The sequence below is a fragment of the Paenibacillus sp. SRL342 genome (assembly GCF_984798905.1).
On sequence record NZ_OZ481790.1, the window covers coordinates 1,775,625 to 1,802,522 of the forward strand.

Here is a 26,898-nt window from a genome sequence, read left to right on the forward strand (position 1 = left end):
GAGATTGCTTTTATGCTACCATCTGTGCAGGATCAAAGTGAGATGTACTCGCTACATAGAAGGGCGGACAACGATATGAAACATCTGCTGCTGGCAGACGATGATGCCAATATTCGAGCACTTCTGCGGCATGTCATGACCAAGGAAGGGTATCGGGTTCATGAAGCGCAGGATGGATTGGAAGCGGTCAGACTGATGCAAGAAACGCCGATTGATCTGGCGATCCTCGATGTGATGATGCCCGGCATGGACGGACTGGAGTTATGCGATTTCATTCGGCAGCATTACGACATTCCTATCATGCTACTGACGGCACGAGATCAGCTATCCGATAAGAGAGATGGTTATTTGAAAGGAACAGATGAATATGTGACCAAGCCATTTGAACCGGAAGAGTTAGTCTATCGGGTAAAGGCGTTATTTCGTCGGTACCATCGCACATCCAGCGATATTATCCGTATGAACCGGATCGTCATTGACCGTAACAATGTGGAGGTTACCGATGGGCAATCGATTCTCTTTTTGCCAATGAAGGAGTTTGAATTACTCTCACAGCTTGCACAGTATCCGGGCCGTTTGTTCTCGCGGGATGAGCTCATTCGACTCGTCTGGGGAGCAGATTATGAAGGAGATGACCGTACCGTTGATGTACATATCAAGCGGTTGCGTGATCGGTTTGCCGATTATACGGACGATTTCGTCATTCAGACTGTGCGGGGCATTGGTTACAAGATGGAGGTGAAAACGCCTTGAGGACCTTGTATGTCCGGGTATTCCTTATTACGATTGGAGTGATTATGGTCAGCGGCATGCTCGGTTTTCTTTTGTCCAACATCTACTATCATACAAAGCTCAAGGATTTCAATGATGAGAAGCTGGTGGGCATCGCGACGCAAATGAAGCAATTTGTGGAACAGCAACCTGGCACGATGGAGGATTATCTGAACAATGCCGCCGCACTCGGGTATGAAATCTATGTGACGGATGGAAAAGGCAGCGACCGATTCTATGGCCGCGAATTCCGTGAGAAAGATCTGGATAAGCAAGCTGTAGAACTGGTACTAAATGGTGAGGTGTACCATGGCGTCGCCCAGTTTCCAAGCAAACCGTTCATTACCGGTTTCTTCGATAATCAATTAAGCAATACCGTGGGTGTTCATCTACAGTTGGGCAATGCGAATTACGCTCTCTTTATGCGCCCGGATGTAATTCTGCAATTCGGTGAGCTGCGAATCTTTTTTGCATTGATTGGAGCATTGACGATAGGCATTAGTATCCTGATCTTTCTGATCAGTACCCGCTATCTGGTCAATCCGATTGAACGTCTATCCGAGGCGACCAAGCGCATTGCTCAAGGAAAATATAATCTGAAATTGCCTACCGCAAGGCGGGATGAGATTGGACAACTGGCACAGCATTTCATGACCATGAGTCGTGAATTGGAAAGGGTAGATCAGGCGCGACAGCAGTTTGTATCCAACGTATCCCACGAGATTCAATCGCCGCTGACCTCAATTCAGGGGTTTGCCCAATTGGTGGCGGATCGGGATCTGCCTGAACAGGAACGGGAGCACTATGCATCGATCATTGAGGAGGAGAGCCGCCATCTCTCCTTGCTCAGCAAACAACTGCTTCTCCTGTCCTCTCTTGAACAAGGTAACGAAGATCTGTCCAAAGTAAAGTTCTCTTTGCAAGATCAATTCAGGCAAGCGGTTCAGGTGCTGCAATGGCAACTCGAAGAAAAAGAACTTCTGCTTCGGATATCGGTGCCCGAATCCATCCAGCTGGTGGGCAATGAAGTGCTGCTCATGCAAGTTTGGATGAATCTACTGGGCAATGCGGTGAACCATCTACCACAGGGAAGAAGCATCGAGATTCACGCGGAGCAGACGGAAAACCAGTGTGTGATTCAGATTCGGGATACAGGAGACGGGATTGCTGCGGAGCATCTGCCTTTCCTGTTCGATCGATTCTATCGGGTGGACCGTGCGCGGGAACGTTCTTCTGGACGAACAGGTCTTGGACTTGCCATTGTGCAGAAAATTATCCGAATTCATGATGGTACAATTGAGGTTTCCAGTTCGCCTGAGGGTACGGTCTTCACCGTGACACTTCCGCAGATGTAATCTGTTATTCATTTGCCGTTCATTTTCGCCTCCTATACTTGGGTTATCAAGAGGGAGGTCACAGAACATGTACTTGGCTATTCGGGAAATGAGGTATGCCAAAGGGCGATATGCCTTAATTGCTACAATCATGGTACTGGTTTCATTTCTGGTACTATTTGTTACAGGTCTTGCACAGGGGCTGGCGTATGATAACGCAGCTTCGATCAAAAATATGGCAGCAACCCACTTTGTACTGGAGCAGGATTCGAATCATCGTTTTACCCGGTCACAAGTGGATCAGAATCAGCTTGATCAAGCTCGCTCGGTAGTGGGGCAAGAGAACGCTGAGCCGCTCGGTGTGAAAATGACAACCGTCAGTCCAACCGGCGACACAAAAAAGATCGATGTCACGCTGTTCATGGTGAACCCGGAGAACTGGCTTGCTCCAACGGTGACCGAAGGGTCTCCGATTACGGATCAAACGGACGGGCAGGTTGTGGTGGACCAAAAGTTGTCTGAATCTGGTGTCACGATTGGCACCGTCCTGGTCGATCAAGCTTCGGGTACGGAGTGGACCGTTGGTGGATTTGTACAAAATGAGTCCTTCAGTCACTCCCCGGTGGTGTTCCTAAATGAACAGGAATGGCTCGCACTCCAGGGAAGTTCACGGACTTCTCAAGCTTCAGCAGACACCAATGCCAATGCTCCGATATACAATGCTATTGCGATCAAGGATGGGGGCGATCAGCTAGACCGCCTGAGTACTGCATTGCCTAATACGGAAGTTATTACGAAGTCGGATGCCGTATCGGCCATTCCTGGATATAAGGAAGAGCAGGGATCGTTGCTCATGATGATCGCTTTTCTATATGTTATTTCGGCGTTTGTGCTTGCGGTATTCTTCTATGTCATTACAATTCAGAAAACGAGTCAATTCGGTATATTGAAAGCGATTGGAACGCGGAATGGTTATCTGGCGGGCAGTGTTTCGTTACAAGTCTTGCTCCTGTCGGTTGGTAGTCTGGTGATTAGCGTACTGTCGGTTCGACTGTTCGAGTCTATCTTGCCAGCATCGATGCCGTTTCAATTAGGCTTGTCCACCCTCGCGCTGACCTGTGTGTTATTCATACTCATGTCTGTGGCGGGTTCATTATTCTCGGTGTGGAAGGTTACCAAAATTGATGCACTTGATGCGATTGGGAGGACTGCAGCATGAGAAACCGATTGGTATTGCAGGGAATTACACAGACCTTTGAAGATGGCGGCAGCAAACGCACGATTTTGGACAAACTGGACCTTGAGGTAACAGAAGGGGAACTTGTCGCTGTAATGGGGCCTTCCGGCTCGGGTAAAAGCACATTCCTGTCCATTGCTGGCGCACTGCTCGAACCAACCCAAGGGCAGGTTCTACTGGACGGGGCCTCTATTATGGGCAAAAGCAAACAGGATATATCCGATATGCGGCTTCAGCAGCTTGGTTTTATTTTTCAAAGTGCCAACCTCATTCCGTATTTGAAAGTAGAAGAGCAACTCATGGTGGTTGCGAAGCTCGCCGGAACGGATAAAAACAAGGCGGAGAAGAGAGTGGATGAGCTATTAGACACGGTGGGGTTGACCCATCGACGGAAGGCATATGCGGAGAAGCTGTCTGGTGGGGAACGACAGCGGGTCGCCATTGCAAGGGCGTTGATGAATGATCCGGCTGTCCTGCTCGCGGATGAACCGACAGCCAGCCTGGATGCGGAGCGTGGGCTGGATATTGTCCGCATGATTGCACGGCTCGTGAAAGAGCAGGGCAAGAGTGCAGTGATGGTTACACATGATGAGCGGATTTTGCCGCTCTGTAGCCGGGTTCTTTTTTTGGAAAATGGAAAGCTGGTGCAGCATTAGAGAGAGCATGGTCTGAGAGTCTGGAGAGAACACTGATCCAAGGCTAAGGGCAGAGCGCATAAGAAGAGGGTCACGTATTCCCGGTGGGAAGGTGGCCTTCTTTCTGTGTTTTCGAATATAATTGGAAGAATAGTGGAATTAGATAGAGAGGATCGGGTGCGGATGAGTAGCTTGAGTGCGGAATTATTTCCGGCGTTGAGTACGTCGATTCATTGGGGAATTATTGAGGCGGAGTTCAGATTAAACGACATCGTGGATGAAACGCTGGTGAGCAATATTAGCATCATTCCGTTTGTCGGGGATCAATGTGTTGTATTCCAACTGGATAATGGAGCTTGGGAGCTTCCTGGGGGTACGCTTGAAGCGGGTGAGCATTACATGGATGGACTGAAGCGCGAATTGATGGAGGAACTTGGGGCTGAAATGCGGTCCTATCAGATTTTTGGCCAATTCTATTGCGCATCCAGTGCGTTGAAACCGTATCGACCGCATATCCCGCATCCCCATTTTGTACGAATCATCGGATATGGAGACGTTGAACTTGTTGGTGATCCGCTGAATCCGGAGGATGGAGAGCAGGTGGTTGCGGTGGAAGTCGTAGAGATTGATGAGGCGATCCGAAGATTCCAGGAACAGAACAGATATGACATTGCGGAGATGTACAAACTGGCTCATATGCTGCGAGAAGAAGCTAAATAGTCAGGCAAGGACCAGATGATCTAATTCCGATATCTTACGGAGGTAATGATGATTCGAGATAAAATTAACGAGCTGCTGGATGCATTACCCGAAATGGAACTGAACCGAGCATATTGGGGGATTGAGCGTATCCATCAGGAATATATGTTCAAGAAGAATTTGCAGGGTAAAGGGGTTGTCGTGTCCGAACTGTATGAGGAATCCGAAGGGATTGTACAGCAATGGGACAGCGTGTTTGCCCATAATATCGATGATGTGGTCAAAGAGTCTATCCATTATAGTGAGTACAAGTGGCATTTGTTCAGTTATGAACAACAGAAATGTCGGACACATGATCAAGCACGAGATGCTTTCAATGCCGAGCCGAAAGATGAAGTATATGTGATGTATGAAAGTGGGGGTTGGGTGCTTTTATACGAAAACGCGAATCGGATTATTGCAGCGGATTTTGATTCGGAGCAGGATATCTATATCTTCGACCGAGCGTTTACATGGACGTACGTGCATACGCACGAATCCATGTGTGGCCCTTATTTTTATAAAATGGAACAAGCATGATTTTGAACAAAAAAAAGATAACAACGTATTAAATAAAATTTGCCTTGGGAGTGATATCTAATGCAGGAACTTTTTAAGAAGATCATCAAAACAGAAGTCAAACCCGTATTTGCCAAACACGGTTATTCCAAGAAAAATCTGAATTTCTACAAAGCGGATGGAAACCTCGCATATAAGTTCAACATTCAAAGAGCAAAGTATAACACCAGTCGTCAAGTCCAGTTTTATGTTAATTGTGGTGTTCATTCCACCGAACTTGCGGAGTTGCATTCCGTTGGATTGAATGGAGACATATTGGAGTACATATCTCATTTTACCTGCCGAATCAGAGCAATAGCCCCTTCCGCTCCGGCCCACTATACCTTAACGCCTGATATCGATCCGGAAGCTTTATCGAAAGAACTGGTGTCACATTTGGAAGAGGGCATGTCATTCCTGCACTCGCTAACAGGGGCCAGAGATATAGTCCATTATTATATGGACAAGACAGCGCTACATTTAAGCGAAGTAACCTTCCGCTTCCTGCTAAAAGCCGGTGATACGGAAGAAGCCAAGCATTATTTACAGCAACTGCACGCCAAATACGGAGCCGAAAAGCGCTGGACGATATTAGAAAAGAAATATGCAGCCGTTTTTGCCGAGTACGGATTATAGGCTTTGCTCCAGACAAATAGCCAAAATGAGAGGGGATAACATATGAACGATACTCAATATAATTTAAATTTTGAGAAACTGTGTAATGAATTACAGCTTGGTGAATTGATCAGTTCGCCCAAACCGATTTCAGGTGGACTTCTTCATCGAATGTACGCCATTGAAACGACGCAAGCTAATTATGCAGTTAAGGCATTGAATCCCCAGATCATGATAAGACCTACTGCTGTGCAAAATTATATTGATTCAGAAAAAATCGCAAGCGTGGCAGCTGAACATATCCATGCTCAACCTGCAAAAAGGTTAAAGGGTGCTTCTATGCATAACATTGATAATCAATTCTATCTAATTTTTGATTGGATTGAGGGGCAACGCTTGGAACAAGATGAAGTTACTATCAATAACAGTTCTCTGATGGGAACGATCCTTGCAGATATTCATAAAACGGATTTTAGACAACTAGAATTGCATAGTTCACAGGTGACTAATTCTAAAAAAATAGATTGGATGTTTTATCTGAACAAAGGAAAAAATGAGAATTCGGAATGGATTGAGATTTTGAATTCCAGTATGGATAAGCTATATGAGTGGAGCATGAAGGCTAAGAAGTCATCTTCAATGTTAGCATCTGAGAATGTTATTAGTCACAGAGATCTGGAGCCTAAGAATGTGATGTGGAGACAAGACATACCTATTATTATCGATTGGGAATCGGCAGGTTATATTAATCCTATGCATGATCTGGTAGAAACAGCTGTGTATTGGTCAGTAGATAACTCCGGAAGTATAAACAAGGAAAAGTTCTTGGCTTTTATAGCTGGATATGAGAAGCAAGTGGGGAGTCTAACCGCCAATTGGGATGTGGTTCTGGATAATGGTTTTGCTGGAAAGTTGGACTGGCTCGAATATAGTCTTAAACGGTCACTGTGGATTGAATGTACGGACATAGAGGAACAGTTAGTAGGAACATCACAAGTCATTTGGACTTTAGAGGCTCTAAAACAATACGAAAATATGATTTCAGATATTAAGAACTGGTTGAATACTTGATTCAGGAGGGGATGCCATATGGCCAACGATAAAGGAACACTCAGAACATGCGAACAAGGCCATTCGTATTATAAAAAAAGTGATTGCCTAACCTGTCCGACATGCGAAGCTGAACGTAAACCGACAGAAGGATTTCTAGCCTTGCTGTCAGCTCCCGCCAGACGTGCCTTGGAGAATGAAGGCATTACGACACTACTGCAACTTGCGGATTACACAGAGAAAGAAATCCTGAAACTACACGGAATCGGACCATCTGCCATGCCTAAACTTCGAAACGCATTGGAAGAAGAGGGATTGTCTTTTAAGAAATAACCCTCTTCATGTGGTTTCACTAATCCAAACCAGAAGCAGAAGTAATCTCCTCCATCGTTACCCGATACAACAAGTTACCTTCACTAAGTAGCAGACGATGTTGACGAAAATCCTGCCGTACCTGCTTGAAGGGCTGATCATCTTCATTTAGCAAATCAATCTTTTGTCCTTTGCTCAATCTTCCGGGCTTTTCCATTTTCTTAAGGACAAACGTACCATGTTTACCGTACCCGGCATCAAACAAAAAATGATAACCATCCGTACTGAAGCCGGAGGAACCGGAGATGTTTGGATTCATAAATGTCACTTTGGGTTCACTGGTGCCCCCTGAGATACAACCCAGTTCGAAATCGGTGTAGAAGTAGAACCAGACCTGGTTATCATTTACGACATTGAGTGCGTAACAATCCGCAATGTCTGCTGCGTGGTTTTCGTACAGCTTATTACCGTGTCCATCCCAGGCCAGCAGACCGTATGATCCAATTGGATCGCTCCATCCGTAGTTACCAAATATCCCTTCATCAAAGTAGCTGGTCCAAATCGTTCCCTTCTCTGTGACCTGTACACTCTGAATACCGTCTCCCAGCAAAAACTCGCGAATTGTATTTCCGTCTAAATCACACACTTTGGCGTTTAGATCATACTTTTCATTCCCGTAATTGGTACATCGTGCTCCGACGAGCAGCAGATGATCATGTAACGGTTGTACATAATGATAATTGAACGTCTGTCCCCAAATGACAACTTCCTCGATAGTTTGATCTGTCACAATGAGTACTTTGTACGTATAGCTTTGGTTTAATGTGGTCTGAACGAACATACCTCGTTCTCTTTCTGGAATCTGGTTCATCAGCAGCACATAGACAAGACCATCACCGCCCCACTGGGTGGAAACGATATCGAAGCCCTCGACATAATTTGAAATGTCGGCGAAAGGCAAAAGTTTTACTTTGGGATTGGGCATATCCATATCCTCCTTCGTAGTCGAATACAGTGTCACCATCTGCATCTGTATAAGAGGATTATGACGTACGTGTACTTTGCTGAACATGGCGGAAGTATAGCGAAAGCCTTATTTGGTTTTTACTGTATGAGTATGATTTGTAATGGCTGCTTCGTCCTTGACATATGTAGTACAATAAGGAAGTTGTGTAAAATTCCATATAATAGGAAGGCGGAGAGATCGCTATAAGGAGAGTATGAAAATACATACAACGCACGTGAAGTAAGGGGTGAGAATCACCCATAGGTTCAATGTGCAATATTAAGATGAAGACTCATCTCAGAAAAACAAAACTGGCTAAGGAAGTGTTACGAAATGGAACCACATATTCAAGAGCAAAAGGCAGATTACCGTCCACTAGGCGTCTCGGGATTGGGTGGTTGGCTTATTCTCATCCAGATTGGATTATTTCTAACGGTAATACTGCTTGTAGTGCAATTATTTCAACAGATAATACCCACATTCACAACGGAGACTTGGGAAATGCTAACCTCCAAACAATCGGACTACTATCACCCGTTATGGGGTCCGGTACTTATTTTTGAGATGGTGTACAATACGCTGTTTTTATTATTCAGCGTCTACACAATTTTTGCGTTTTATAGCAAGAAGGCAATATTACCCCGTCTGATGATCATCTTCTATGGTCTCAGTCTAGCTGTTGGTATCATTGATTACCTATTATTACTCCAGATTCCGTTAGCAAAAGAATTGGAAGATGGAAGCTCGATCAGAGAAATTGCTAAATCTGTAATCACTTGTGCCATCTGGATTCCTTATTTTATCAAATCAGAGCGAGTTCATAACACATTTGTGAGATAAATGGTAAGCAGGAAATACCCGATCTTGGATAGAAGCTATCTGAGGTCGGGTTTATTTTATATATGCCGGGCTGTCATACAGTGTAAAGGATATTGTTCATTATTGAAGTGAAAAGGAGGAGAGATCTTGAAAATTTATCTCGTAAGGCATGGGATGGATGAGGGAGGGTATCGAGGCGGATGGAGCGATCGTGGACTTACGGAGCAGGGAATCAATCAATCCAGGAAATTGGGAGAGCATTTGCATCATCATGCTGAGGAGTACAACATACATACGATTATTAGCAGTGATCTGCCTCGTGCAGTGCAGACTACACGGGAAATGGAGAAGAGATTAAACATGCAGGCTAGCCTAATGAAAGATTGGCGGGAGATGAATAACGGAGATTTGGCAGGCATGCTCCATAAGGATGCTGAGGAGCATTACCCAGGGATTTATTTCAATACTCTTGAGATGGACTCCCCGTTTCCGGGAGGAGAAAGCCCAAGGGATTTTTATAGCCGGATAAGTACAGCTTTCGAGAGTCTATTCAGGGGTTTAGAGGAGAAAACAGTAGAGTCCAATGTTCTATTAATTACTCACGGCGGAGTGATTAATATTCTGTATTATCTGCTTGAGAAGAAGGAATGGAGCAATAAGTCCAGCTTCTATCCCATGGACAACACCAGTGTACATACCGTTGAAAAGGGAAGGCATGGTTGGAAACTTAGCAGCGTAAATGTGTTAAGTCATCTAGATTAGTTGTTTTTCCATGTTAAAGAGAAGATGGAGGCGATGACATGAGTGATAAACCCATTGAACTGCTACAACGTTTGAAGTCTTTATCCGGCCCATTTCCAACGTGGGATATGGGGCAGTTACCGGATCGGCCCGGGAAGCTATTTTTGGAGTGGTTGAGATTGGCGGTTGAGAATGAAGTGAAAGAACCTCATGCCATGACGATTTCAACCGTGGATCAAGACAGTTATCCTGATGCGAGAGTATTGATTTTGAAAAACGTAATCGACGAAACGTTTTATTTTGCCTCCAGTTCGGAGAGTCGCAAAGGGCAGCAGTTGAAGGAGAATCCTCATGTCGCTCTGACATTCTACTGGCCTTCCCTTGGAAGACAGATTCGGATAAGGGGAATTGCCGAGGATCGGGGAGATGAAGCGGGCGCTGATGATTTCCGCAAACGTTCAGCTGGAGCAAGAGCAGTTGCTATGACAGGGCATCAGAGTGAGGTTTTGGATAGCGAGGAATTACTGAATAGTTCCATTAAAGCTCAGAAAGAAAAGATAAGACGTGACCCTAGTGTTGTTACACCTCATTGGCGTTTATATGCCGTGAATGCACAAGAGGTGGAGTTTTGGCAGGGAGATTCGGAGCGCAAGCATGTACGAGTTCAATATGTAAAGCAAGATGGGCAGCAGTGGAAGACACTCAAATTGTGGCCTTGATTTTACAACAGATGAGCTAGGTAATACGGACCGAACCGCTGTGTGTTTCTTTTTCCTAACAATCTGAGGGAGGATAAATCTATGAAAACGATTGAAAACTTCTTCGAACCATTTCCGATATTAGAAACCGAACGAACGCTGCTCCGACCGCTTAGCTATGATGATCTGGAGGATATGTACAGTTACTGCGTTGTACCTGCTGTATCGGAGTTCACCACTTGGGATGCGCATCAGAGCAAAGAAGACACCAAAGCTTTTTTAGATTTTGTCATGAGTCGTTATGAGACGGATCTAATAGGTCCATGGGGGATTGAAGATAAACACACTAAAAGATTGATTGGTAGTTGTAACTATCTAGGGTGTGACAGCGATAACAGGAGAGTTGAACTGGGATATGTGTTATCTGATCAATTTTGGAATAAAGGCTACATGACCGAAGTAGTGAAACGAATCATCCAATTTGGATTTGACGAAGTGGGGCTCGAGCGAATCCAGGCCAGATGTTTGGTGAAAAACACAGGTTCCGCCAAGGTCATGGAGAAGGCAGGCATGCAATTTGAAGGTATGCTAAGGAAATACATGAAGGTAAAAAATGAGCTTCAAGATCTGAAGATGTATGCTATCGTAAAAGAAGACTTCTATACTCGTGTTAAATAAAGAACGTGTTATTGAAAAGTCGTGTGTCATTTATCATGCTGGCGAGCCATGGATTTTCCTATAATCCTGAATTTATCAGTGATACACAATAAAAGCAGAAGTAAGAAAGAGCTTGAATATCTGCTTCAAAAGGTCAAGGTATCGTATTTTATATTGTCTAATTCATAATTCAATAATTATATGCCAAGCTTTGGCCCATTCCTGATCGTTGGGGAAATGGGTTTATGTTGTTTTTAACAACCAACGTACATAATGTCATATCGTCAACCTGGTGCCATCCGCTATAATCTTCAAGTTATCCAAACGTGGATTGAATGAAGGAACCAGGAGGTACAACGAATTGATAGCCAAAAACAGATATAAATCACTCGAACTGGAGACACCCGGCGTATATGAGCTGGAAGGGCTTGAGGTGGGAGTGACATCGAACTGCAACTATAAATGCGACTATTGCTGCGCCTACAATCGGGATGATGGAGCGTGCATCAATAGTCAGGAAGTCATCCGTATTATTCGTGAGCTTCCTCGTCTCAAGCGAGTGCGATTGTCCGGGGGTGAAGTCACTCTGAAATATCAGGATTGCCTGGAGATTGTGACGTACTGTGCAGCACATGGCATTGATACACAATTGAACAGTAATGCCAGCCTGCTGAATGAAGAACGAATCATCGCGTTGCGTGATGCAGGCTTGTCTAACATTCATATCTCGTTCAATTATACGGATGCGGAGTCGTATGCTGCGTACTACCGTGTGCATCCTCGCATGTATGAGAGACTGGAGCAGAATATTCGTTTGTGTACGGAAGCTGGTCTGGAGACGGTGCTGGAAACGTTACTATTTGAAGGTAATCAAGCGAACATGCAGGCCATTAGCGATAAGGTGTATGATCTGGGTGTGCGCATCCATGAGATCCAGAACAGCATTAAGATGCCACATACGGATTGGAGCCAGATTGTATCCAGAGAGTCGCTTATTCGATCTGTAACGGAGCTGATTGAACATAAGAAGCCGGATACAACGCTCTATTTTACCTGTATGGATCGGTTTGCTGAACAGTTGAATTTGCGCGAACAACCTGGGGTGTATTTCTCTAATTGTGTGGATGGCACGAAACAGCTGCACTTGCACGGCAACGGGGATATTCTCATCTGTGAGTTATGCCATCCTGTCGTGATTGGTAACATCTATAATGGAACGTCGTTGAAGGATATCTATTCGCAGCAGCCCCCGGCGTTAATGGAATTTTTGGAAAAGCGGCCTTGTCCCGCATACGATGCTCTTTTTGCAGACGCATAACAGGAAGACCTGATGAAGATATGTGATATGAATGTTGAACGAGATATGTACACGATATTAGTGGCCTTAGGATTGTATAGATTATAAATCAAGGTGATCTGGTTTCCTCAATGGGAAAACGGATCACCTTTTTTATTGAACTATTCATTTACACAATAACGGAGAGGACAGAAAAAACCTGAAAAAGCGAAGCGTTCGCCTGAAAGCTTTCTGAAAGAAAGCTGCATCGGAAGCCTACGCTATCCCCGGATTTTCCCCTTTAGAAAAGGGAATCAAAAAAATCTGGGGGTAACAGCGATTGGAAGGTTGTTCTGTCATCGTAGTGTCAGTGTAATAATCTTTAGTCCAATTCGTGTGGTTTCAGATTCATTTAAGTTATCCGGCCTAATATGGCCTTAAGAACTTAGATGAAGAGGTGAGCTTCACATGATGAAGATCTATGAGAAACCAACCCGGAAAAACCCACATAAAAGACCGATCTCCCTAAGAAAGCGCCGATGGCTCATCATCACACTTGTCATCGTGCTTGCGGTAGGTGGAATCCTGTACAGCCTGGCTGACCGTTACCTGATCCGGCATGTGCAGGTGGTTGTAGCAGATGAGAACACGGCGATGGCATCAACGGACAACACCAATGATTCCAGCAGTACTTCGACGATCCCGACGGAAGTGAATGCAACATCGGATGATTGGAATTACTCGAGTGATGATATGAAGGTCAGTATTGAAAAGGTACAGACCGGTTCTGGCTCGGATCAGATTACGTATTATGTCGCCGATGTTCAGCTGACGGATGCAAGCAGCCTGCGAACTGCGCTGGCGGACAATAGTTTTGGAACGAACATTACCGAAAATACGTCAGAGATTGCCTCAGCCAACAATGCGATCTTTGCCATTAATGGTGACTATTACGGATTCCGTGATGATGGTGTCATTATCCGAAATGGAACGTTGTATCGGGACAGCCCAACGCGGGATGCGCTTGCCCTGTTCAACAATGGAACGATGAAAACATATAACGAGAACGAGATTTCTTCCTCGGAACTGCTGGCCGAAGGTGCAACCAATACACTATCCTTTGGACCGATTCTGATTCAGGATGGCGAGATCGTCAGTGATTTTAGCAGTGTGAAAATCGATAACAACTTCGGTAACCGCTCCATCCAGGATACAAATCCAAGAACAGCGATCGGCATGATTGCTCCGAATCATTACGTCTTTGTGGTGGTGGACGGACGGCAGGATGACAGCCGTGGCATGACCTTGGCAGAACTGGCCGATGTCATGAAAGGTCTTGGAGCAACCGAAGCCTACAACTTGGACGGAGGCGGTTCATCCACGATGTATTTTATGGGCAGAGTTGTCAATAACCCGCTGGGGCGTAACCAGGAACGTGGTGTAAGTGACATTTTATATCTGACGGAGGGACAAGGATCATGACGATATTAATTCCATCATACGAACCGGATGTACGTTTACTGAATCTCGTTCTGCAACTGCAAACATTTAAACTTGGACCCATTGTGATTGTGGATGATGGCAGTGGCCCAGGGTACCGTGGGATTTTTGAAACGGCAGAAGCCTATGGCTGTACGGTCCTGACACATCCCGTCAATCTGGGTAAGGGCAGGGCGTTGAAGACGGGTTTTCAATATATTAAGGAGTACGGACCTCAGGGCGGTGTAGTGTGCGGAGATAGTGACGGGCAGCATCTGCCACACGATATTAAGCGTATCTTCGAAGTGCTTCTCGCACAAACGTCACCGGGAATTGTACTTGGCAGCCGTCGCTTCAGCGGGAAAATCCCAGCACGCAGCCGTTTTGGCAACACAGTCACCCGGGCAGTTTTTTCGCTCACGACAGGTACCCAAGTATATGACACGCAGACGGGTCTTCGAGGTTTTCCTTACTCCATGCTGGACTGGCTGAACCAGATTCCGGGGGACCGGTTTGAATACGAGATGAACATGCTGTTAACGGCACACAAGGAAGGGTATGAGATTACGGAGGAGTTTATTGATACGGTGTATCTGGATCACAATGAGTCCTCCCATTTCCGGCCGCTGATGGATTCGTTCCGGATCTATATGCCAATCCTGATGTTCAGCACATCTTCGGTGCTGTCCGCTCTGATTGATTTTGGATTGCTGTTCATTATCCAGTATTTCACGCATAATCTGTTTCTGTCGGTTGTTGCAGCAAGGCTGTGCAGCTCCATCTTCAACTATACGATTAATCGGAAGTACGTATTCTCCACAGGACGAACCTCTAAGGTTCGCCAGTCTTTGCCCAAATACTTCTCACTTGTTCTACTGGTGCTGCTATTAAACTACGGTTTACTGTATTTTTATAATGAAAAACTGATTATCCCACTGCTCGCAGCCAAGCTGTTGACCGAGGTGTCCATCTTCCTGTTCAGCTATTGGGCACAGCGCAGATTTGTCTATTAACACAGAGAGAGTGGGCATATAGGTTGCTCTCTTTTTTCAATCCAAACCGTTTCAAAAGAATATCCTGCGCTTTTTGGTTAACAAAAAAGGTCGAGAACAGGGGTAAGCATACCCTTGCTCTCGGCCTTTTAAACTCATAGGAGAACGAGCGTTACATCAGCTTCTTAATCTCATCCTTGAGGATTTCGGACTGGGTGCCGAAGATGACCTGCACAGCTCCACCACCGAGCCTCATGACACCGGAAGCGCCAAGCTGTTTGAGCGCCCGATCGTTGACGGCTTTGTCGTCCCTGACAACTAGTCGGAGGCGAGTGATGCAGGCGTCAATGCTCTCGATATTATCTGTTCCCCCGATCTCGGCGAGCACTTTGCCAGCCTTGGTGTCGGCAGACGCAGCCACGGCTGAAGTATTAGTGGGGGGATCGGCATCATAAGCGTCATCCTCGCGCCCCGGCGTTTTCAGGTTGAACTTGATAATCATGAACCGGAACAGGAAATAATAGACGACCGCAAATGCGAGTCCAACCGGGATCATGAGCAGCGGATTGGTCGACAGCTTCATGTTCACGAGGTAATCGATCAGACCTGCCGAGAAGGCGAAGCCCAGCTTAACATTCAGCAGGTACATGATCAGGGCCGCCGCACCGGTAAGAATAGCGTGCACCACATACAGCAGAGGAGCCGCGAACATGAAGGAGAATTCGAGCGGCTCGGTAATACCCGTTAAGAACGAAGCCACCGCTGCGCCGATAAAGATCGAAGCGACCATTTTACGCTTTTCAGGCCGGGCTGTATGAATCAAGGCTAGCGCCGCCGCCGGAAGAGCGAACATCATAATCGGGAAGAAGCCAGACATGAACATGCCTGCTGTAGGATCTCCGTTGAAGAAGCGGGTCAGGTCGCCGTGCACGACTTCCCCGGCTGCATTGGTATAATCTCCGATCTGGAACCAGGCGATGGAGTTGAGGACATGATGCAGACCGAGCGGGATGAGCAGGCGGTTGGCGATCATAAACACCATGGAGCCAATGCCGCCAAAACCTACAATCCAGGCGCCAAAAGCGCCGATGGCATCCTGAATCGGGCTCCAGACCATGCCGAACAGGATGGCCAACACCAGCATGGAGCCGGCGGTGACCATCGGCACAAAGCGTTTGCCGGAGAAGAAGCCGAGCCAGTCAGGAAGCTTGATATTATGGTATTTTTTATACATATAGGCTGCAAGCAGTCCGGCAAATATACCGCCCAATACGCCCATATCCAGCTTGACATCGTCAGGAATGTAACCGAATACACCTGGAACGGCTCCCAGAATCCGCGTCAGCACCATATAAGCGATCAGGGCGGAAAGCGCGGCGACCGCATCCCCCGCCAGTCCGATTGCCACCCCAATGGCAAAGATGAGCGCAAGGTTGCCGAAGATCGCCCCCGCTCCTTCATTCAGGAATGGAACTACATACTGATTAAGGAATCCCCCGATCACGGGACCGAGCGGAATGTCCTTTTCATAATTTAGAAGACCGAGGCCTTGAAGAATACCTGATGCAGGCAGGGTTGCTACAGGAAGCATCAGGGATTTTCCCAGCTTTTGCAGTGATTTCAGCATATTGTTCTTCCTTTCTTTTTTTGATTTAGCTTATTTGGACAAGCTGACTTTCATGATAGTTCCCATGCCTGCTTCTACGCTGCCATACTCTGGGTGCGACTCCCACGGTTGTTCAGCCGCATTTGCAACGATGACAGGGGTGATGACCGGATAACCGGCCGAAGCGATCGCATTCAGGTCAAATTCAATTAGAGTCTGACCGATAGTGACCTGATCCCCGGTCTGCACTTGGGGTGTGAAGCCCTGTCCTTTCAGGCTGACAGTATTCATACCGATATGCAGCAGCAGCTGCAGCCCGGAAGCATGTTCAATCATTACGGCATGGTGCGATTTGATCAGGTGTACCACAGTGCCGTCGATAGGGGCGACCAGCCTGCCTTCCTGGGGAATCATTGCGACGCCCGGTCCCATAAGTCCTTGTGCGAACGCTTCGTCAGGCACTTCTTCCAAACTGACGCAGGTTCCGGTTAATGGGGAGGCGACGGATATTGTTTCAGATGTTTTGGCAGATTTGTTGTTTTTCCATTTCCAGATCATTGTGTGTTGTCCTTTCTGTTGTTGGTTTTGGCATGGGTTTGAAAAAGCCGGTATAAATGCATTGCGAGAAAAGCCGTTTCTTCCTCAGGCACTTCTGTACCCAAATCCTCGGCCATTACAGCGCTCAGTTTTCTAGCTAGCTGGTATTCGGACGTATATTCATTTTTCACATATTGTGCGAAGGTGGGGGCCGTCATCGGCTGCTGATACAGGCGTTCCATGGAGAAGCGCAGGTGTATCATGAGTCTTGCCTGGCTAAGGCTTCCCTGATCAAAGCGAACGCCACCCTCCTCTTCAATAATGGACTGAAGCTTGCTGATCACATTAGATACCTTAACCAACTGTCCGACAGGGACGTGATTTACGGAGGAGTACACATGGTATGTCAGGAATCCCGCCTCATCCTCCGGTATATCTACGCCAAAAGCCTCTCCGATCATGGCCGCCGCTTCCGAGGCGATTTCGAATTCTTTCGGAAAACTGAGCTTTGTCTCCGTAAGGAAAGGATTCAGAATCTCCATCCCGTTGCGGATACGATATAAGGTGAACTGAATATGACTCGGAAGAGCAAGATAGATCTTGTCATTCAGCTTGCCGGGAAACTGATCAGCGATGAGACGGATAATTCGGTCAGAGATGTCGATGACATGGGGGTCCAAATCCCTCATCAGCTCCTGAGCCTGCCCCCATTCCTCCCGGTCTTCCAGCCGGAACCTTTTCTCAATCCGCGGATCATCGGACTGCACGGTGCTTTCCACTTTGAACGCAAATCCCAACCCTTTGCCAATCAGTACATACTCCTTGCTATTCTGGTGCGACCGGACCAGAACAATATTGCTGCCGACGACCCGCTCCACCTGCAGAATCATTCCTTTACTCACGGTTCACCGCCTCCTCGTTTCTAAAGTTAACGCTTACATGCCTCCGGAACGCAAAAAGAGCCAAGAAGCGAGTATAGTCTCATGTTCGCTTCTTGGCTCATGCCCTCTGGGGTGGTAACACGCCAATTCATTTTATGTTTTTATCAGAACGTTCTTCCTACATAATATATAAGCTGATCTGCCAACGTCAACCATAATTTTGTCATCCCACTGTTCGTCGTTTAATATAGGGAATGTGTAAACGAAAAGGTACCTGTCATAGATGGAGCCAAATCTAACATGAATAGGAGTATGCCTATGTATCTTCGAAGTGTGGAACTCATGTCGGCCAAGATCGAGAATCGGGATCAATATCCTTTTGACATCCCCGCGATCCGATCCTTGGAACGATTGGAGCTCACGAATAACGTTACTTTTTTTGTAGGTGAAAATGGTTCAGGGAAATCTACGCTGCTGGAAGGCATCGCTCATCAATGTGGATTCAATACCGCAGGGGGTGGCAGGAATAATACCTATGAGACACATGCTTCGGAATCCTCGCTCGGGAATTATCTCAGGCTGGCCTGGTTGCCCAAAATAACGAATGGTTTCTTCATGCGCTCTGAATCGTTCTATCAATTCGCATCACATGTCGATGAGATGCCGGCGTCGCTTCAATACTATGGCGGGCGTTCACTACATGAACAATCACATGGGGAGTCTTTTCTCAGTCTGTTCGTCAACCGCTTCAGTTCCAAAGGCATCTATCTGCTCGACGAGCCCGAAGCCGCATTGTCCCCAGGAAGGCAGCTCTCTTTATTGCGTATCCTTCATGATCTGTCAGGTACTTCGCAATTCATTATCGCGACGCATTCACCGATTTTGCTGGGATATCCGGGGGCAGAGATTTTAAGTTTTGACGATAACCATATTCAAGAGGTAGTCTATGAGGATACCGATCACTACCAGATTACCCGCAGCTTTCTGGAGAACCGCGACCGGATGCTGAATGAATTATTTAAAGATTAAATGAGATTGTGATACCAAGAGTAAAACTACATTTTGTATGAGGAGAGATAGGATGAAAGTAGGATTCATAATCATTGATATGCAAGAGAGTATTGTGCGAAAAAAGATGGACCAGACTTCGATAGACGATGCTTGCGAGTACATTAACCATGTAGCTAACGTACTGCGCTTGAATGATCATGTGGTCGTTCACGTGCAGGATGTGGAGGGTATGGAGGAGGCACCACCGGAAGAATATCGTATTATTCCCGAGGTGGATGTGAATGAGAAGGATATCATAGTTACCAAGGAAGCTTCCAATGCTTTCTGGCAAACTGATCTGGAGCAGGTGTTGAAGAGTCACGGAATTGAATTGGTGATTATTGCCGGGTTTGCCGCAGAGGAATGTGTTCTATTCACCTACAACGGTGCGATGGAGCGAGGTTTACTGCCGGTCATGTTGCAAAACGGAATTCTCAGCACTCATCATGAAGCGGTGACTTCTACGTACAGAGATCGCAATGTGATCTCATATCCTGTGGTTGATTATCTATATAAGTTCAACTAAAGAGGTTTACACTGAGCACTCCAATGACAGAACAACCTTCCGATCGCTGTTATCCCCAGATTTTTTTGATTCCCTTTTTAAAGGGGAAATCCGGTGATAGCGTATGCTTCCGATGCAGCTTTCTTTCAGAAAGCTTTCAGGCGAACGCTCCGCTTCTTCAGGTTATTTCTGTCCTCTCTGTTTTGTGTAAAAAGTTTAGTTGAACCTATATAATTCAATAATCATTAGCTAAGTGCTAATGGATACTTGGTGAAAAATAAAGACAAGACCAATAATCGGACTCTGTAGGGAGTCTTTTTTTTGCACAAATGTACACTTCCACTACGACAGTTAAGATTACTCCATGGTTTAAACCAAACTTTGCCTATATCTGCTGTGGTTGAAAGGATATATTGAGAACAGGGCACAGCAAACTCGTTGTGGACATCGGTAAGGTTATGTATTGATCACTAGCCAACTCTTTGACTAAGGGAGATGTGCAATGAAGATGAATGTGCAAATTACGAGTATTTTCGCAGAACAAAAGGAATTGTTTCTCAACCTGTACAACTTGTATTTATATGATCTGTCTGAATTTTCTGGCGAGGATCTACTCGAAGAGGGGGAATATGATCCAACGAACACCTATCTATATCTGGAACGCGATGAATTACATCCATTTTTGATTCAGTATGAAGGAAAGGTTATTGGATTCGTACTGGTGTGCTCACCTCCATATGTGCCGGAAGGTGTGGATTATACCGTGCAAGAGCTGTTCCTGGTCAAAAAGTATCGCGGACAGGGGCTGGCAGCACAAGCGGTTGACTTGGTTTTTGCTCAATTTGAGGGTAAATTCAAAGTGGAACAGCTTGCTAATAATGCAGCAGCAGTTTCATTCTGGAAAAAATATTATGAGCAGCATCAGATTGAATATACTGAGTCTGAATATAACATTGAGATTGACAACATCGCTGGCAGCCACCGAATTTTGTCCCAGACTTTTGTGCGTGGGAAAGAGATAGATCCTATTTAAAATAGAAGGTGATTAGTTTGATTATTATCATAGCAACCAAGGGAAGTTTGAAGTGGGTTTCGGGTGTATTTCAGGCAGAAGATTTAGCTAGACAGTACATGGATCTAATACCTGATGAGCTTAAGGCATTCCAGGAATTCATTCAGATAGAGAACATCACATATCCATTTTATATTATAGAGCGTCAGGATTCTCCATTTAGGTTTCTTGGTAAAGATGAGATGATTTCACTTTTTGATAAAACAGATGTATCAGAGGACGAAGATGAGGTACACTTCAATATCTACACGGTGGATTCAGATTATAGACCAAAGAACCCTGGAACAGATTATATGGGAACACTGAGGCATGATCATGTGACCAATGAATCTATAGAGATGTACCGAGAAGAAGGAACAGCGTTTCTGAGTAGACGAAGGATTTTATGAATGTAAGGAAGTTTTTATCACGGTCCTATTTTACTTCTCCTGATTTGGGAGGTAGATAGGATCTTTTTCAATTTCCATTTACCAATACATGGGTTATGATGAATTAAGAGGGTCTATGGGAGTGACGTGTAAGGGGGAAGTACGCAGGAATGCCAAAGCATCATTTTGTTATCGAAAACAAAGAGCGAGTAAACGGGAATATTCATACTTCCTACTCATGGGATTCAAAAGGGAGAATACATCGAAGTGGATTAACCACAGAGAATCATGCGACCTTGGAAGACGAATTCATTGCGTACATCTATGATTCCCTTTGCTGGTTGGATACATGGAATCCATCTACCTGTATGAGATGTAGTGGACTGAACAACTATGGAATAACCGTTATTGAAGAGCAGGATGCTTTGTTGAAGTTTCATCAACTGATTCGAGCCTGGATGGATCTATTCAGCCATGCGACGGATCCGATCGTTCTTACAGGGAATTACAGCATTGCTGGAGGCGAACAGAAGGGCTACTACGAGAAACTCGTATACAACAAAGTCGAATTAATCAACGAATTAAACAAGCTTGCGAACATGGCAAAGTACGCTGAGGTAAATGAGAAATGTATTGTGCATTTCGGGATATGAAATTTAACTCTTTTAAGACCAATTGACTAAAGAAAGGAGTTTTTATATTGCCTTGGCCTATGGTACATTTTGCAATTGCATCCGCGTTGATATCCGAGCCATCCCCTGAATTGTTACTGGGAAGCCTCGCTCCTGATTCCATCCACGTAAGAACTAATCTTCGTACTGAGAAGGCAAAAACCCACCTCATGCCAGAGGCAGGAAGGTTCGCAACAGACGAAGAACTTAAAGAATTTTTTGAGTCCAACAAGAAGTTAGCTTATAGGGATCCCAAATTCATGCAATATCTGTGCGGATACATCGCCCATATCTATACGGATCGCGTGTGGACTTTCGATATTTATCCTGAATATGAAGTCCACCCCAATGGAAGAAGCGTGTATACACAGGATGTCACGAAGCTGGAGTTTATGATTCTACGGAATTGGAACGAGGCCCATGAATGGTTAAATGAGCTGAACGTGGGAAAAGCATTTGGTTTAGGTGGATTGCTGGAATCTGAGGTGTATCAGTATAGGGAGGAGAAACTTGAGTTTTTAGCTAACTCTGACTACGAACCTTTGGGCGACTTAAATATTTTATCCATGGAAGCTATGGAAGAGTTCATACATAAAACTGCGTTAGCGCTAAAAGAATTGTATACAAAATGGAATGTGTATGAAGATTTACGCAGCACTGTGTAAGCAAGGGAGGGATTTACCTGAAGGTATACAGGAAACAAGTACGCAAAATTGTAGTGAATGATACACTGTTCCTGTACGTTGTGGATGAGCAAGCTTACGATATCGTCATTCGGGTTTATTCGAATGCGCTTAAATCTACATTTGTAGAGTTCGATGTTGCTTGGGAAGATACATGGGATATATTTGTCTATGAACCAAAACTGATAGCCAACCTTATTCAATATGCTATAAAACAAGAGTGGGACTACCAAGAGAAGAATAACAAAATGAAATTTAACAATGCGACCAGCATTGTAAGAATTCTAATGGCAGAGAAACAAACACGATCATAAGGAACTTGAACACAAATTGAAAGCAGGTCTACTGCTCTACAACTCAAATTAGAAGATATATGTACTGAAAGGCATAATTTCCAGTTAATCTTGCATCATAGAATCACATAAAGGAGGAAGGACATGGACATCGTTATGACGCTTGAACCGCACGGATGGCTGGATATCCTGGTTAAACCTAATCAAGGAGAACAGATAGAGATTCCGGTTTCTTTTTTGTCGGATGGGGTTGAGGAGATAACACGTCAATTCGTTGCATTGCACAAGGGAGCCACAGAGGTAACCATGACCATGCAGACCGAACCTGGAGAATATCGTTTCTGGATCAAGAAACGTTCACAGGTAATCGTTCAATTTATGGTGTATGAGATGAGTGATAACTTTAGCACGGAAGCCGTTACAGAGGGCCGTTTACTTATGTCCGAGGAGTTAACCTTGGTCAAGTTGACTAAGCTGTTCTACAGAGAGCTAAGCAAATTGAAGGAAATGGGACTGGAGGAATATCACAAACGGTGGAGTTTTGATTTCCCTCTGGATGCCTATGAGCGGATAGGAAGGGTCGTCCAGATCCGATGAAATCGAGTGTGTTTGACGAGAAGGAGGGGTGACGTGGCAAACGTATACAAGGGAAGATACTCCGCTCAGATTGAGGGGGAATTTGTTGTTTTTATTATCGGAATGAGGGTCAATCGTTTGTGGGCTATACACAAATGGCTGCCTGTCTTTAAGTCCATGGGCCCGATGATTAAAGAACTGTATACGAATCCGGAGACCGGATTTCTGAGTACAGAGTATTTTATAAGCTGGCGCGGGGTGACGTTACTACAATACTGGCGCTCTTACGATGAATTGGAGAAATACGCACGGGGCGGACTACACTTGGAAGCTTGGAAAAAATTCAACCGATCCATTGGTACTGACGGAACAGTAGGGATTTATCATGAAACATACAAGACTCAGTCGGGTTCCTTCGAAACCATATACGCCAACATGCCAAAGTTCGGATTAGCTAAAGCGTCTGAACATGTGCCAGCGACAGGCAGGATGGAAACATCCAGACGCAGAATGGGCGGAGAGAATGACCCGGCAGTGGAAGCACCAGAGAATCCTTAAACGTTGAACAGAGAGGAGAATGTTATGAAGGCTAGAGTGCAAGCAGAAGATGTACATTCAAAGCAACTTAGCTGGTTGTGTATTAAACCGATGCTTGTTTCTGTACGGGGCAGAGATATGGCCGCCAAAACAGAGATATACCGACAGTTACACGAAGGGCAACAAGCCTTATTTCTGTTCTATTCCTATCACAATCACACGAAAAGTCTGGCAGAATTTTATTGGTTTTCGGCGTATAACATCATCGAGATCAAGAGTTGGAATGGGATCAAAAAAGGGATGCACTTTTTTCATTTAGCTGAGATGGCGACCGTATTGGACCAGATTGAAAGTCTCATTACGGACAAAAATAGAGTGGGTGAAGAGTGGCGTGAGGTGTTAGCAACGGATCTGGATAAGGACCCGATTTTGCTTCAGAGAACAGAGGTGTTATATGCGACCTATCAGACCGTGGCGCAAGCAACAATTGCACATATGAATGAGATGATCCTGCAAAATCAGGAGATGTATCTGGAGATCGTATAAGGATAACGTAGCACCTCGAAATAATAGAATAGCTCATGCCTTGAATGCTCTGGATGAGTACATGGAAGAACTGCTCCTATGGAGTGGTTTTTTTATTGTCTACGTAGTGCCGATGCAACAAACCTGCAAAATCATGCAACAAAACGCAATACAGTGGGATAGTCATAACTATGCTTGTAATATGAGTTGTGAGAGGAGGGCAACACGTGAAAGTCATTTTTGAAGAGAACACAGCAATTGAAAAAAGGGTGGTCAAAGTCATAACTCATCCTGAAGAGAGGTCGAAGTGGGATCGTATTGAAAAAGCGATCGGCCAATCGGAAACTCAACTAACGGTCATCCATGCCAAGAACAATCGCAACGTACAGATTCAACTGAGCTCGGTGGTCGCCATTGAGTCAGAGGATCGGATGTGTTGTGTACGTGTGATTACAGGCGAGAGATACCTGCTTAACAAACGTTTGAAATTTGTGGAAGAAGACCTGGATGACGTTCATTTTGTGAAAATTAATAATCAAACGATCATCAACACACGGTATATCACCGCATTCTCTGCAACAGATCATGCTCGGATTAAGGTAGATCTGAGCGATAGCTCCAGTTACTTTGTCAGTCGATTTTATATTAAAAACTTTAGGGGGAAATTATCATGATGATGCAGCTTAGGCTTTCCTTTTTTCAAGTATTCACCGTTACTTCACTCTGGGTGACCTTGCTATTGACCCTATTCTATAATGATCAACCTATCGAAATGGGCTATCTGTGGAATATTGCCGGCATTTCAGCTATTGCCGCTGTGTTGTTTGGCGTGATGTACAATGCGCTCTGGAACCATTTTACGTTAAAACCGGTATGGAATATCGCCATTTCTTCCACATTCAATATTGCAGGAGGCATGGGGATCGTATGGTTATTCTCCACGGAAATGTTCCATTTGATTGCTCCCTGGTTCCCCGGCATGTGGTTGTTATCCATTGTGCTGCACATCATCGCTTTCTATTTTTATGCTAGAATGGATAGCAGGAAAAAAGCGGAAGAGTTAAATAACATTCTAAAGTAGCTAAGGGGAACAAATATGAACGAGGAAGAAATGTTGCAGTTGTACGGGGTGGAACCTGATGAGGTACACCGGAAGGAGGGGGACTATGCCAAGTTTGCATGACAACATCATCTTAAGTTACGAAGTTGATTTAGAGAACAATAGAATCAGGATGCGCACTCGTTCAAGTCATGCTGTACCGAAAAATATGGATGTCTTATTCTCTGGTGTAATGGCTCATGCGTTTGATATATCGCTCCATGGCAGCATTATTTTGGATCTGGATGAGTGGGATATAGAGCATTTTATTCCTTATAATCGAGAGTTGTTAGAATCGGGAAAGGGTAGTGGTTGGCCTGTCAATTATGATTCCTATGACGAATTGCAAATCCGGCTGATAGAGGAGAAATACAAGTATATGGTGATCTCATCCTCGTATGGATTGAATGGGTGGGTTTTGGCGAAGGGGATAGATATTTCTGTTCAAGAATCGGGTGAACGGGTTGATGGGTGAGTACACCCAGCATGGTAGCAAGAGGGGCGCAGGACTAAAAACGTACATTGTTGTGTTTGCTGTCCTGCTCCTTATTCTAGTCATGACCCATCCAAACGAAGAAGATTTTGTTGCATGGCTTGCAACTGAACATTATCCATTCTTCGTATAATGTGAATGAAGGCAGGACGTTTGTGCAGAAAATCGATGGTGAGGAAAAGACGCTTCATTATAAAGCTGGACATATACGGCATAGGGGGATCTATTCAACATATAGTTACCGTTTTGCGGATAATGAAGAAAACGAGGCCCAGATTGAAGCGGTCGGCATAATGAATATGCTATTTAATAGATAGCTAGATTGATTGTGGACAGTTACAAAAATTGAGTGAAAGTTCTGCTAATAACCACGCGCTTTGCATGATATAGCTTGTGCAGAGAAACGTGGTTTTTTGCATGAAATGCGCTAGAAACAGAGATGGTTAACTTCGTTTATTCGCAAATTCCACATTATGGGTTATGATGTACCTTGAGAGAAAATTTTACATACAATAGGAAGTCTTCGTTCTAAATTAAAGGTATTTAAGCTCTTTACTAGGGGAGTGTTATCCATGATTGAATGGAGGATTGATGATGAAAAAGTTAACCGTAGTTTCATTATTACTTCTACTTCTGGTGGCCTGTCAGAACCAGGAACACACTGAAGATGCACAACTGGATGAAGAAAGATCGACATCCCAAGAGAATGAAGACATCCCACCAGAGTACCTTGATGAAACAAACTATACAGGGGACAAATTGGAAATCGTCAAACTTATGAATACCCGTCTGCGTTATTTATACGAAGAGGATGAAAAGCGATATATGAATCTTTTTGATCCAAAATCTCCTATATCAGGTATGGGAAGATACAAAGTTCTCAAAGTTACTTTTATGAGCGATATAACTATACAGGAGCAAAGGAAGCTCTACCAGGCAGTGGTGACGGTTAACGAGTTAAAAGAGAACAACGAAGAGTATAACAATACGATGGTGTTTTGGAAAAAGAAAGAAGATGGCGATTCTGCGCAATGGGTTATTGCGGATATTGATTAATAACTTACTGTCTGACACATGGAAGATC

At 44.9% G+C, this 26,898-nt stretch carries 35 protein-coding genes; 31 read left to right on the plus strand and 4 right to left on the minus strand.

All coding sequences use genetic code 11. The features are described 5' to 3' along the window. Positions 1–75: 75 nt before the first annotated feature. From AC4E8D_RS08025 to AC4E8D_RS08065, 9 genes are all read left to right on the plus strand, one after another. Positions 76–753 carry a response regulator transcription factor gene (locus tag AC4E8D_RS08025; protein WP_336761239.1) on the plus strand — a complete coding sequence of 226 codons (678 nt, stop codon included), beginning with the start codon at positions 76–78 and terminating at the stop codon, positions 751–753. After that, a complete protein-coding gene (locus AC4E8D_RS08030; RefSeq protein WP_490206064.1) occupies positions 750–2,126 on the plus strand; it encodes a sensor histidine kinase in 1,377 nt (458 codons plus the stop codon). Before AC4E8D_RS08025 ends, AC4E8D_RS08030 begins: the two co-directional genes overlap by 4 nt. Before the next feature lie 67 nt (positions 2,127–2,193). Next, the gene (locus AC4E8D_RS08035; protein ID WP_339307477.1) at positions 2,194–3,324 is read left to right on the plus strand and encodes an ABC transporter permease; all 1,131 of its coding nucleotides are present in this window, start codon (positions 2,194–2,196) and stop codon (positions 3,322–3,324) included. Then, on the plus strand, positions 3,321–3,998 hold the full coding sequence (locus tag AC4E8D_RS08040) for an ABC transporter ATP-binding protein (protein WP_339307479.1): 678 nt from the start codon (positions 3,321–3,323) through the stop codon (positions 3,996–3,998). Before AC4E8D_RS08035 ends, AC4E8D_RS08040 begins: the two co-directional genes overlap by 4 nt. Positions 3,999–4,160: 162 nt before the next feature. Next, positions 4,161–4,697 (plus strand): NUDIX hydrolase, encoded by a 537-nt coding sequence (locus AC4E8D_RS08045; RefSeq protein ID WP_221822662.1) that lies wholly within the window; start codon positions 4,161–4,163, stop codon positions 4,695–4,697. A gap of 45 nt (positions 4,698–4,742) precedes the next feature. Then, positions 4,743–5,255: a DUF4275 family protein gene (locus tag AC4E8D_RS08050; protein ID WP_260632874.1), complete on the plus strand. Its 513-nt coding sequence runs from the start codon at positions 4,743–4,745 to the stop codon at positions 5,253–5,255. A gap of 60 nt (positions 5,256–5,315) precedes the next feature. Next, a complete protein-coding gene (locus AC4E8D_RS08055; protein WP_221822664.1) occupies positions 5,316–5,909 on the plus strand; it encodes a DUF4304 domain-containing protein in 594 nt (197 codons plus the stop codon). 42 nt (positions 5,910–5,951) lie between these two features. Further along, positions 5,952–6,959, plus strand: coding sequence for a phosphotransferase (locus AC4E8D_RS08060; protein ID WP_339183217.1), 1,008 nt, complete (start codon positions 5,952–5,954; stop codon positions 6,957–6,959). Between the two features lie 18 nt (positions 6,960–6,977). Further along, entirely contained in the window at positions 6,978–7,271 is a 294-nt protein-coding gene (locus AC4E8D_RS08065; protein WP_221822667.1) for an RNA polymerase alpha subunit C-terminal domain-containing protein, read from the plus strand. A gap of 19 nt (positions 7,272–7,290) precedes the next feature. On the opposite strand, the gene AC4E8D_RS08070 is transcribed toward AC4E8D_RS08065, so the two are convergent. Further along, complete coding sequence (locus tag AC4E8D_RS08070; RefSeq protein WP_260632875.1) at positions 7,291–8,235, minus strand: hypothetical protein; 945 nt, start codon at positions 8,233–8,235, stop codon at positions 7,291–7,293. 354 nt (positions 8,236–8,589) lie between these two features. On the opposite strand from AC4E8D_RS08070, the gene AC4E8D_RS08075 reads away from it, so the two are divergent. The 7 genes from AC4E8D_RS08075 (at position 8,590) to AC4E8D_RS08105 (ending at position 14,939) form a co-directional block, all read left to right on the plus strand. Then, a complete protein-coding gene (locus tag AC4E8D_RS08075; RefSeq protein ID WP_221822669.1) occupies positions 8,590–9,096 on the plus strand; it encodes a DUF2569 domain-containing protein in 507 nt (168 codons plus the stop codon). Positions 9,097–9,222: 126 nt separating this feature from the next. After that, complete coding sequence (locus AC4E8D_RS08080) at positions 9,223–9,837, plus strand: histidine phosphatase family protein (RefSeq protein WP_221822670.1); 615 nt, start codon at positions 9,223–9,225, stop codon at positions 9,835–9,837. 38 nt (positions 9,838–9,875) lie between these two features. Beyond that, entirely contained in the window at positions 9,876–10,535 is a 660-nt protein-coding gene (locus AC4E8D_RS08085; RefSeq protein WP_221822671.1) for a pyridoxine/pyridoxamine 5'-phosphate oxidase, read from the plus strand. Positions 10,536–10,616: 81 nt separating this feature from the next. Continuing rightward, a complete protein-coding gene (locus AC4E8D_RS08090) occupies positions 10,617–11,192 on the plus strand; it encodes a GNAT family N-acetyltransferase (protein ID WP_221822672.1) in 576 nt (191 codons plus the stop codon). A 340-nt stretch (positions 11,193–11,532) separates the two neighbouring features. Further along, positions 11,533–12,489, plus strand: a complete 957-nt coding sequence (locus AC4E8D_RS08095) for a radical SAM protein (RefSeq protein ID WP_221822673.1) — start codon at positions 11,533–11,535, stop codon at positions 12,487–12,489. Between the two features lie 426 nt (positions 12,490–12,915). Continuing rightward, on the plus strand, positions 12,916–13,929 hold the full coding sequence (locus tag AC4E8D_RS08100) for a phosphodiester glycosidase family protein (protein WP_221822674.1): 1,014 nt from the start codon (positions 12,916–12,918) through the stop codon (positions 13,927–13,929). Further along, positions 13,926–14,939 (plus strand): bifunctional glycosyltransferase family 2/GtrA family protein, encoded by a 1,014-nt coding sequence (locus tag AC4E8D_RS08105; protein WP_221822675.1) that lies wholly within the window; start codon positions 13,926–13,928, stop codon positions 14,937–14,939. Before AC4E8D_RS08100 ends, AC4E8D_RS08105 begins: the two co-directional genes overlap by 4 nt. A gap of 151 nt (positions 14,940–15,090) precedes the next feature. Here the strand turns inward: AC4E8D_RS08105 and AC4E8D_RS08110 are convergent, their stop codons facing one another. From AC4E8D_RS08110 to AC4E8D_RS08120, 3 genes are read right to left on the minus strand one after another with little or no spacing between them, the layout of a single operon-like run. Further along, positions 15,091–16,545 carry a PTS transporter subunit EIIC gene (locus AC4E8D_RS08110; protein WP_490206065.1) on the minus strand — a complete coding sequence of 485 codons (1,455 nt, stop codon included), beginning with the start codon at positions 16,543–16,545 and terminating at the stop codon, positions 15,091–15,093. 30 nt (positions 16,546–16,575) lie between these two features. Next, on the minus strand, positions 16,576–17,082 hold the full coding sequence (locus AC4E8D_RS08115) for a PTS sugar transporter subunit IIA (RefSeq protein ID WP_221822677.1): 507 nt from the start codon (positions 17,080–17,082) through the stop codon (positions 16,576–16,578). Then, positions 17,079–17,963, minus strand: coding sequence for a PRD domain-containing protein (locus tag AC4E8D_RS08120; protein WP_313771479.1), 885 nt, complete (start codon positions 17,961–17,963; stop codon positions 17,079–17,081). Before AC4E8D_RS08120 ends, AC4E8D_RS08115 begins: the two co-directional genes overlap by 4 nt. A gap of 297 nt (positions 17,964–18,260) precedes the next feature. On the opposite strand from AC4E8D_RS08120, the gene AC4E8D_RS08125 reads away from it, so the two are divergent. The 15 genes from AC4E8D_RS08125 (at position 18,261) to AC4E8D_RS08195 (ending at position 26,870) form a co-directional block, all read left to right on the plus strand. Continuing rightward, positions 18,261–18,971: an AAA family ATPase gene (locus AC4E8D_RS08125; RefSeq protein WP_221822678.1), complete on the plus strand. Its 711-nt coding sequence runs from the start codon at positions 18,261–18,263 to the stop codon at positions 18,969–18,971. Between the two features lie 52 nt (positions 18,972–19,023). Next, positions 19,024–19,518, plus strand: coding sequence for a cysteine hydrolase family protein (locus tag AC4E8D_RS08130; protein WP_221822679.1), 495 nt, complete (start codon positions 19,024–19,026; stop codon positions 19,516–19,518). Between the two features lie 481 nt (positions 19,519–19,999). Continuing rightward, a complete protein-coding gene (locus AC4E8D_RS08135) occupies positions 20,000–20,530 on the plus strand; it encodes a GNAT family N-acetyltransferase (RefSeq protein WP_260632876.1) in 531 nt (176 codons plus the stop codon). A 17-nt stretch (positions 20,531–20,547) separates the two neighbouring features. Continuing rightward, the gene (locus tag AC4E8D_RS08140; RefSeq protein WP_221822680.1) at positions 20,548–20,958 is read left to right on the plus strand and encodes a hypothetical protein; all 411 of its coding nucleotides are present in this window, start codon (positions 20,548–20,550) and stop codon (positions 20,956–20,958) included. 149 nt (positions 20,959–21,107) lie between these two features. After that, entirely contained in the window at positions 21,108–21,590 is a 483-nt protein-coding gene (locus AC4E8D_RS08145; protein WP_221822681.1) for a hypothetical protein, read from the plus strand. A gap of 47 nt (positions 21,591–21,637) precedes the next feature. Then, positions 21,638–22,273 carry a hypothetical protein gene (locus AC4E8D_RS08150; RefSeq protein ID WP_221822682.1) on the plus strand — a complete coding sequence of 212 codons (636 nt, stop codon included), beginning with the start codon at positions 21,638–21,640 and terminating at the stop codon, positions 22,271–22,273. Positions 22,274–22,326: 53 nt separating this feature from the next. Then, positions 22,327–22,605: a hypothetical protein gene (locus tag AC4E8D_RS08155; protein WP_221822684.1), complete on the plus strand. Its 279-nt coding sequence runs from the start codon at positions 22,327–22,329 to the stop codon at positions 22,603–22,605. Positions 22,606–22,728: 123 nt separating this feature from the next. Continuing rightward, complete coding sequence (locus AC4E8D_RS08160) at positions 22,729–23,181, plus strand: hypothetical protein (protein ID WP_221822692.1); 453 nt, start codon at positions 22,729–22,731, stop codon at positions 23,179–23,181. A 33-nt stretch (positions 23,182–23,214) separates the two neighbouring features. Then, on the plus strand, positions 23,215–23,718 hold the full coding sequence (locus AC4E8D_RS08165; RefSeq protein ID WP_221822694.1) for a DUF4188 domain-containing protein: 504 nt from the start codon (positions 23,215–23,217) through the stop codon (positions 23,716–23,718). A 24-nt stretch (positions 23,719–23,742) separates the two neighbouring features. Beyond that, the gene (locus AC4E8D_RS08170; protein WP_221822696.1) at positions 23,743–24,243 is read left to right on the plus strand and encodes a hypothetical protein; all 501 of its coding nucleotides are present in this window, start codon (positions 23,743–23,745) and stop codon (positions 24,241–24,243) included. 206 nt (positions 24,244–24,449) lie between these two features. After that, a complete protein-coding gene (locus AC4E8D_RS08175) occupies positions 24,450–24,896 on the plus strand; it encodes a LytTR family DNA-binding domain-containing protein (protein WP_221822698.1) in 447 nt (148 codons plus the stop codon). Beyond that, the gene (locus tag AC4E8D_RS08180) at positions 24,893–25,303 is read left to right on the plus strand and encodes a hypothetical protein (RefSeq protein ID WP_221822700.1); all 411 of its coding nucleotides are present in this window, start codon (positions 24,893–24,895) and stop codon (positions 25,301–25,303) included. Before AC4E8D_RS08175 ends, AC4E8D_RS08180 begins: the two co-directional genes overlap by 4 nt. An 85-nt stretch (positions 25,304–25,388) precedes the next feature. Then, a complete protein-coding gene (locus AC4E8D_RS08185) occupies positions 25,389–25,796 on the plus strand; it encodes a hypothetical protein (protein ID WP_221822702.1) in 408 nt (135 codons plus the stop codon). Further along, positions 25,789–25,947, plus strand: a complete 159-nt coding sequence (locus AC4E8D_RS08190) for a hypothetical protein (protein WP_339183261.1) — start codon at positions 25,789–25,791, stop codon at positions 25,945–25,947. The genes AC4E8D_RS08185 and AC4E8D_RS08190 overlap by 8 nt, the downstream gene beginning before the upstream one ends. 458 nt (positions 25,948–26,405) lie before the next feature. Next, complete coding sequence (locus AC4E8D_RS08195; RefSeq protein WP_449004173.1) at positions 26,406–26,870, plus strand: hypothetical protein; 465 nt, start codon at positions 26,406–26,408, stop codon at positions 26,868–26,870. The last annotated feature ends 28 nt before the right edge of the window (positions 26,871–26,898 follow it).

What these genes read in the sequence shown, in the direction of transcription:
- AC4E8D_RS08065 (WP_221822667.1), top strand. Translation starts at nt 6,978, where the DNA reads ATGGCCAACGATAAAGGAACACTCAGAACATGCGAACAAGGCCATTCG.
- AC4E8D_RS08035 (WP_339307477.1), top strand. Translation starts at nt 2,194, where the DNA reads ATGTACTTGGCTATTCGGGAAATGAGGTATGCCAAAGGGCGATATGCC.
- AC4E8D_RS08130 (WP_221822679.1), top strand. Translation starts at nt 19,024, where the DNA reads ATGAAAGTAGGATTCATAATCATTGATATGCAAGAGAGTATTGTGCGA.
- AC4E8D_RS08115 (WP_221822677.1), bottom strand. Translation starts at nt 17,082, where the DNA reads ATGATCTGGAAATGGAAAAACAACAAATCTGCCAAAACATCTGAAACA.
- AC4E8D_RS08110 (WP_490206065.1), bottom strand. Translation starts at nt 16,545, where the DNA reads ATGCTGAAATCACTGCAAAAGCTGGGAAAATCCCTGATGCTTCCTGTA.
- AC4E8D_RS08075 (WP_221822669.1), top strand. Translation starts at nt 8,590, where the DNA reads ATGGAACCACATATTCAAGAGCAAAAGGCAGATTACCGTCCACTAGGC.
- AC4E8D_RS08045 (WP_221822662.1), top strand. Translation starts at nt 4,161, where the DNA reads ATGAGTAGCTTGAGTGCGGAATTATTTCCGGCGTTGAGTACGTCGATT.
- AC4E8D_RS08085 (WP_221822671.1), top strand. Translation starts at nt 9,876, where the DNA reads ATGAGTGATAAACCCATTGAACTGCTACAACGTTTGAAGTCTTTATCC.
- AC4E8D_RS08145 (WP_221822681.1), top strand. Translation starts at nt 21,108, where the DNA reads ATGCCAAAGCATCATTTTGTTATCGAAAACAAAGAGCGAGTAAACGGG.
- AC4E8D_RS08180 (WP_221822700.1), top strand. Translation starts at nt 24,893, where the DNA reads ATGATGATGCAGCTTAGGCTTTCCTTTTTTCAAGTATTCACCGTTACT.
- AC4E8D_RS08185 (WP_221822702.1), top strand. Translation starts at nt 25,389, where the DNA reads ATGCCAAGTTTGCATGACAACATCATCTTAAGTTACGAAGTTGATTTA.
- AC4E8D_RS08040 (WP_339307479.1), top strand. Translation starts at nt 3,321, where the DNA reads ATGAGAAACCGATTGGTATTGCAGGGAATTACACAGACCTTTGAAGAT.
- AC4E8D_RS08195 (WP_449004173.1), top strand. Translation starts at nt 26,406, where the DNA reads ATGATGAAAAAGTTAACCGTAGTTTCATTATTACTTCTACTTCTGGTG.
- AC4E8D_RS08125 (WP_221822678.1), top strand. Translation starts at nt 18,261, where the DNA reads ATGTATCTTCGAAGTGTGGAACTCATGTCGGCCAAGATCGAGAATCGG.
- AC4E8D_RS08050 (WP_260632874.1), top strand. Translation starts at nt 4,743, where the DNA reads ATGATGATTCGAGATAAAATTAACGAGCTGCTGGATGCATTACCCGAA.
- AC4E8D_RS08100 (WP_221822674.1), top strand. Translation starts at nt 12,916, where the DNA reads ATGATGAAGATCTATGAGAAACCAACCCGGAAAAACCCACATAAAAGA.
- AC4E8D_RS08160 (WP_221822692.1), top strand. Translation starts at nt 22,729, where the DNA reads ATGGACATCGTTATGACGCTTGAACCGCACGGATGGCTGGATATCCTG.
- AC4E8D_RS08170 (WP_221822696.1), top strand. Translation starts at nt 23,743, where the DNA reads ATGAAGGCTAGAGTGCAAGCAGAAGATGTACATTCAAAGCAACTTAGC.
- AC4E8D_RS08190 (WP_339183261.1), top strand. Translation starts at nt 25,789, where the DNA reads ATGGGTGAGTACACCCAGCATGGTAGCAAGAGGGGCGCAGGACTAAAA.
- AC4E8D_RS08055 (WP_221822664.1), top strand. Translation starts at nt 5,316, where the DNA reads ATGCAGGAACTTTTTAAGAAGATCATCAAAACAGAAGTCAAACCCGTA.
- AC4E8D_RS08025 (WP_336761239.1), top strand. Translation starts at nt 76, where the DNA reads ATGAAACATCTGCTGCTGGCAGACGATGATGCCAATATTCGAGCACTT.
- AC4E8D_RS08060 (WP_339183217.1), top strand. Translation starts at nt 5,952, where the DNA reads ATGAACGATACTCAATATAATTTAAATTTTGAGAAACTGTGTAATGAA.
- AC4E8D_RS08090 (WP_221822672.1), top strand. Translation starts at nt 10,617, where the DNA reads ATGAAAACGATTGAAAACTTCTTCGAACCATTTCCGATATTAGAAACC.
- AC4E8D_RS08070 (WP_260632875.1), bottom strand. Translation starts at nt 8,235, where the DNA reads ATGCCCAATCCCAAAGTAAAACTTTTGCCTTTCGCCGACATTTCAAAT.
- AC4E8D_RS08135 (WP_260632876.1), top strand. Translation starts at nt 20,000, where the DNA reads ATGAAGATGAATGTGCAAATTACGAGTATTTTCGCAGAACAAAAGGAA.
- AC4E8D_RS08105 (WP_221822675.1), top strand. Translation starts at nt 13,926, where the DNA reads ATGACGATATTAATTCCATCATACGAACCGGATGTACGTTTACTGAAT.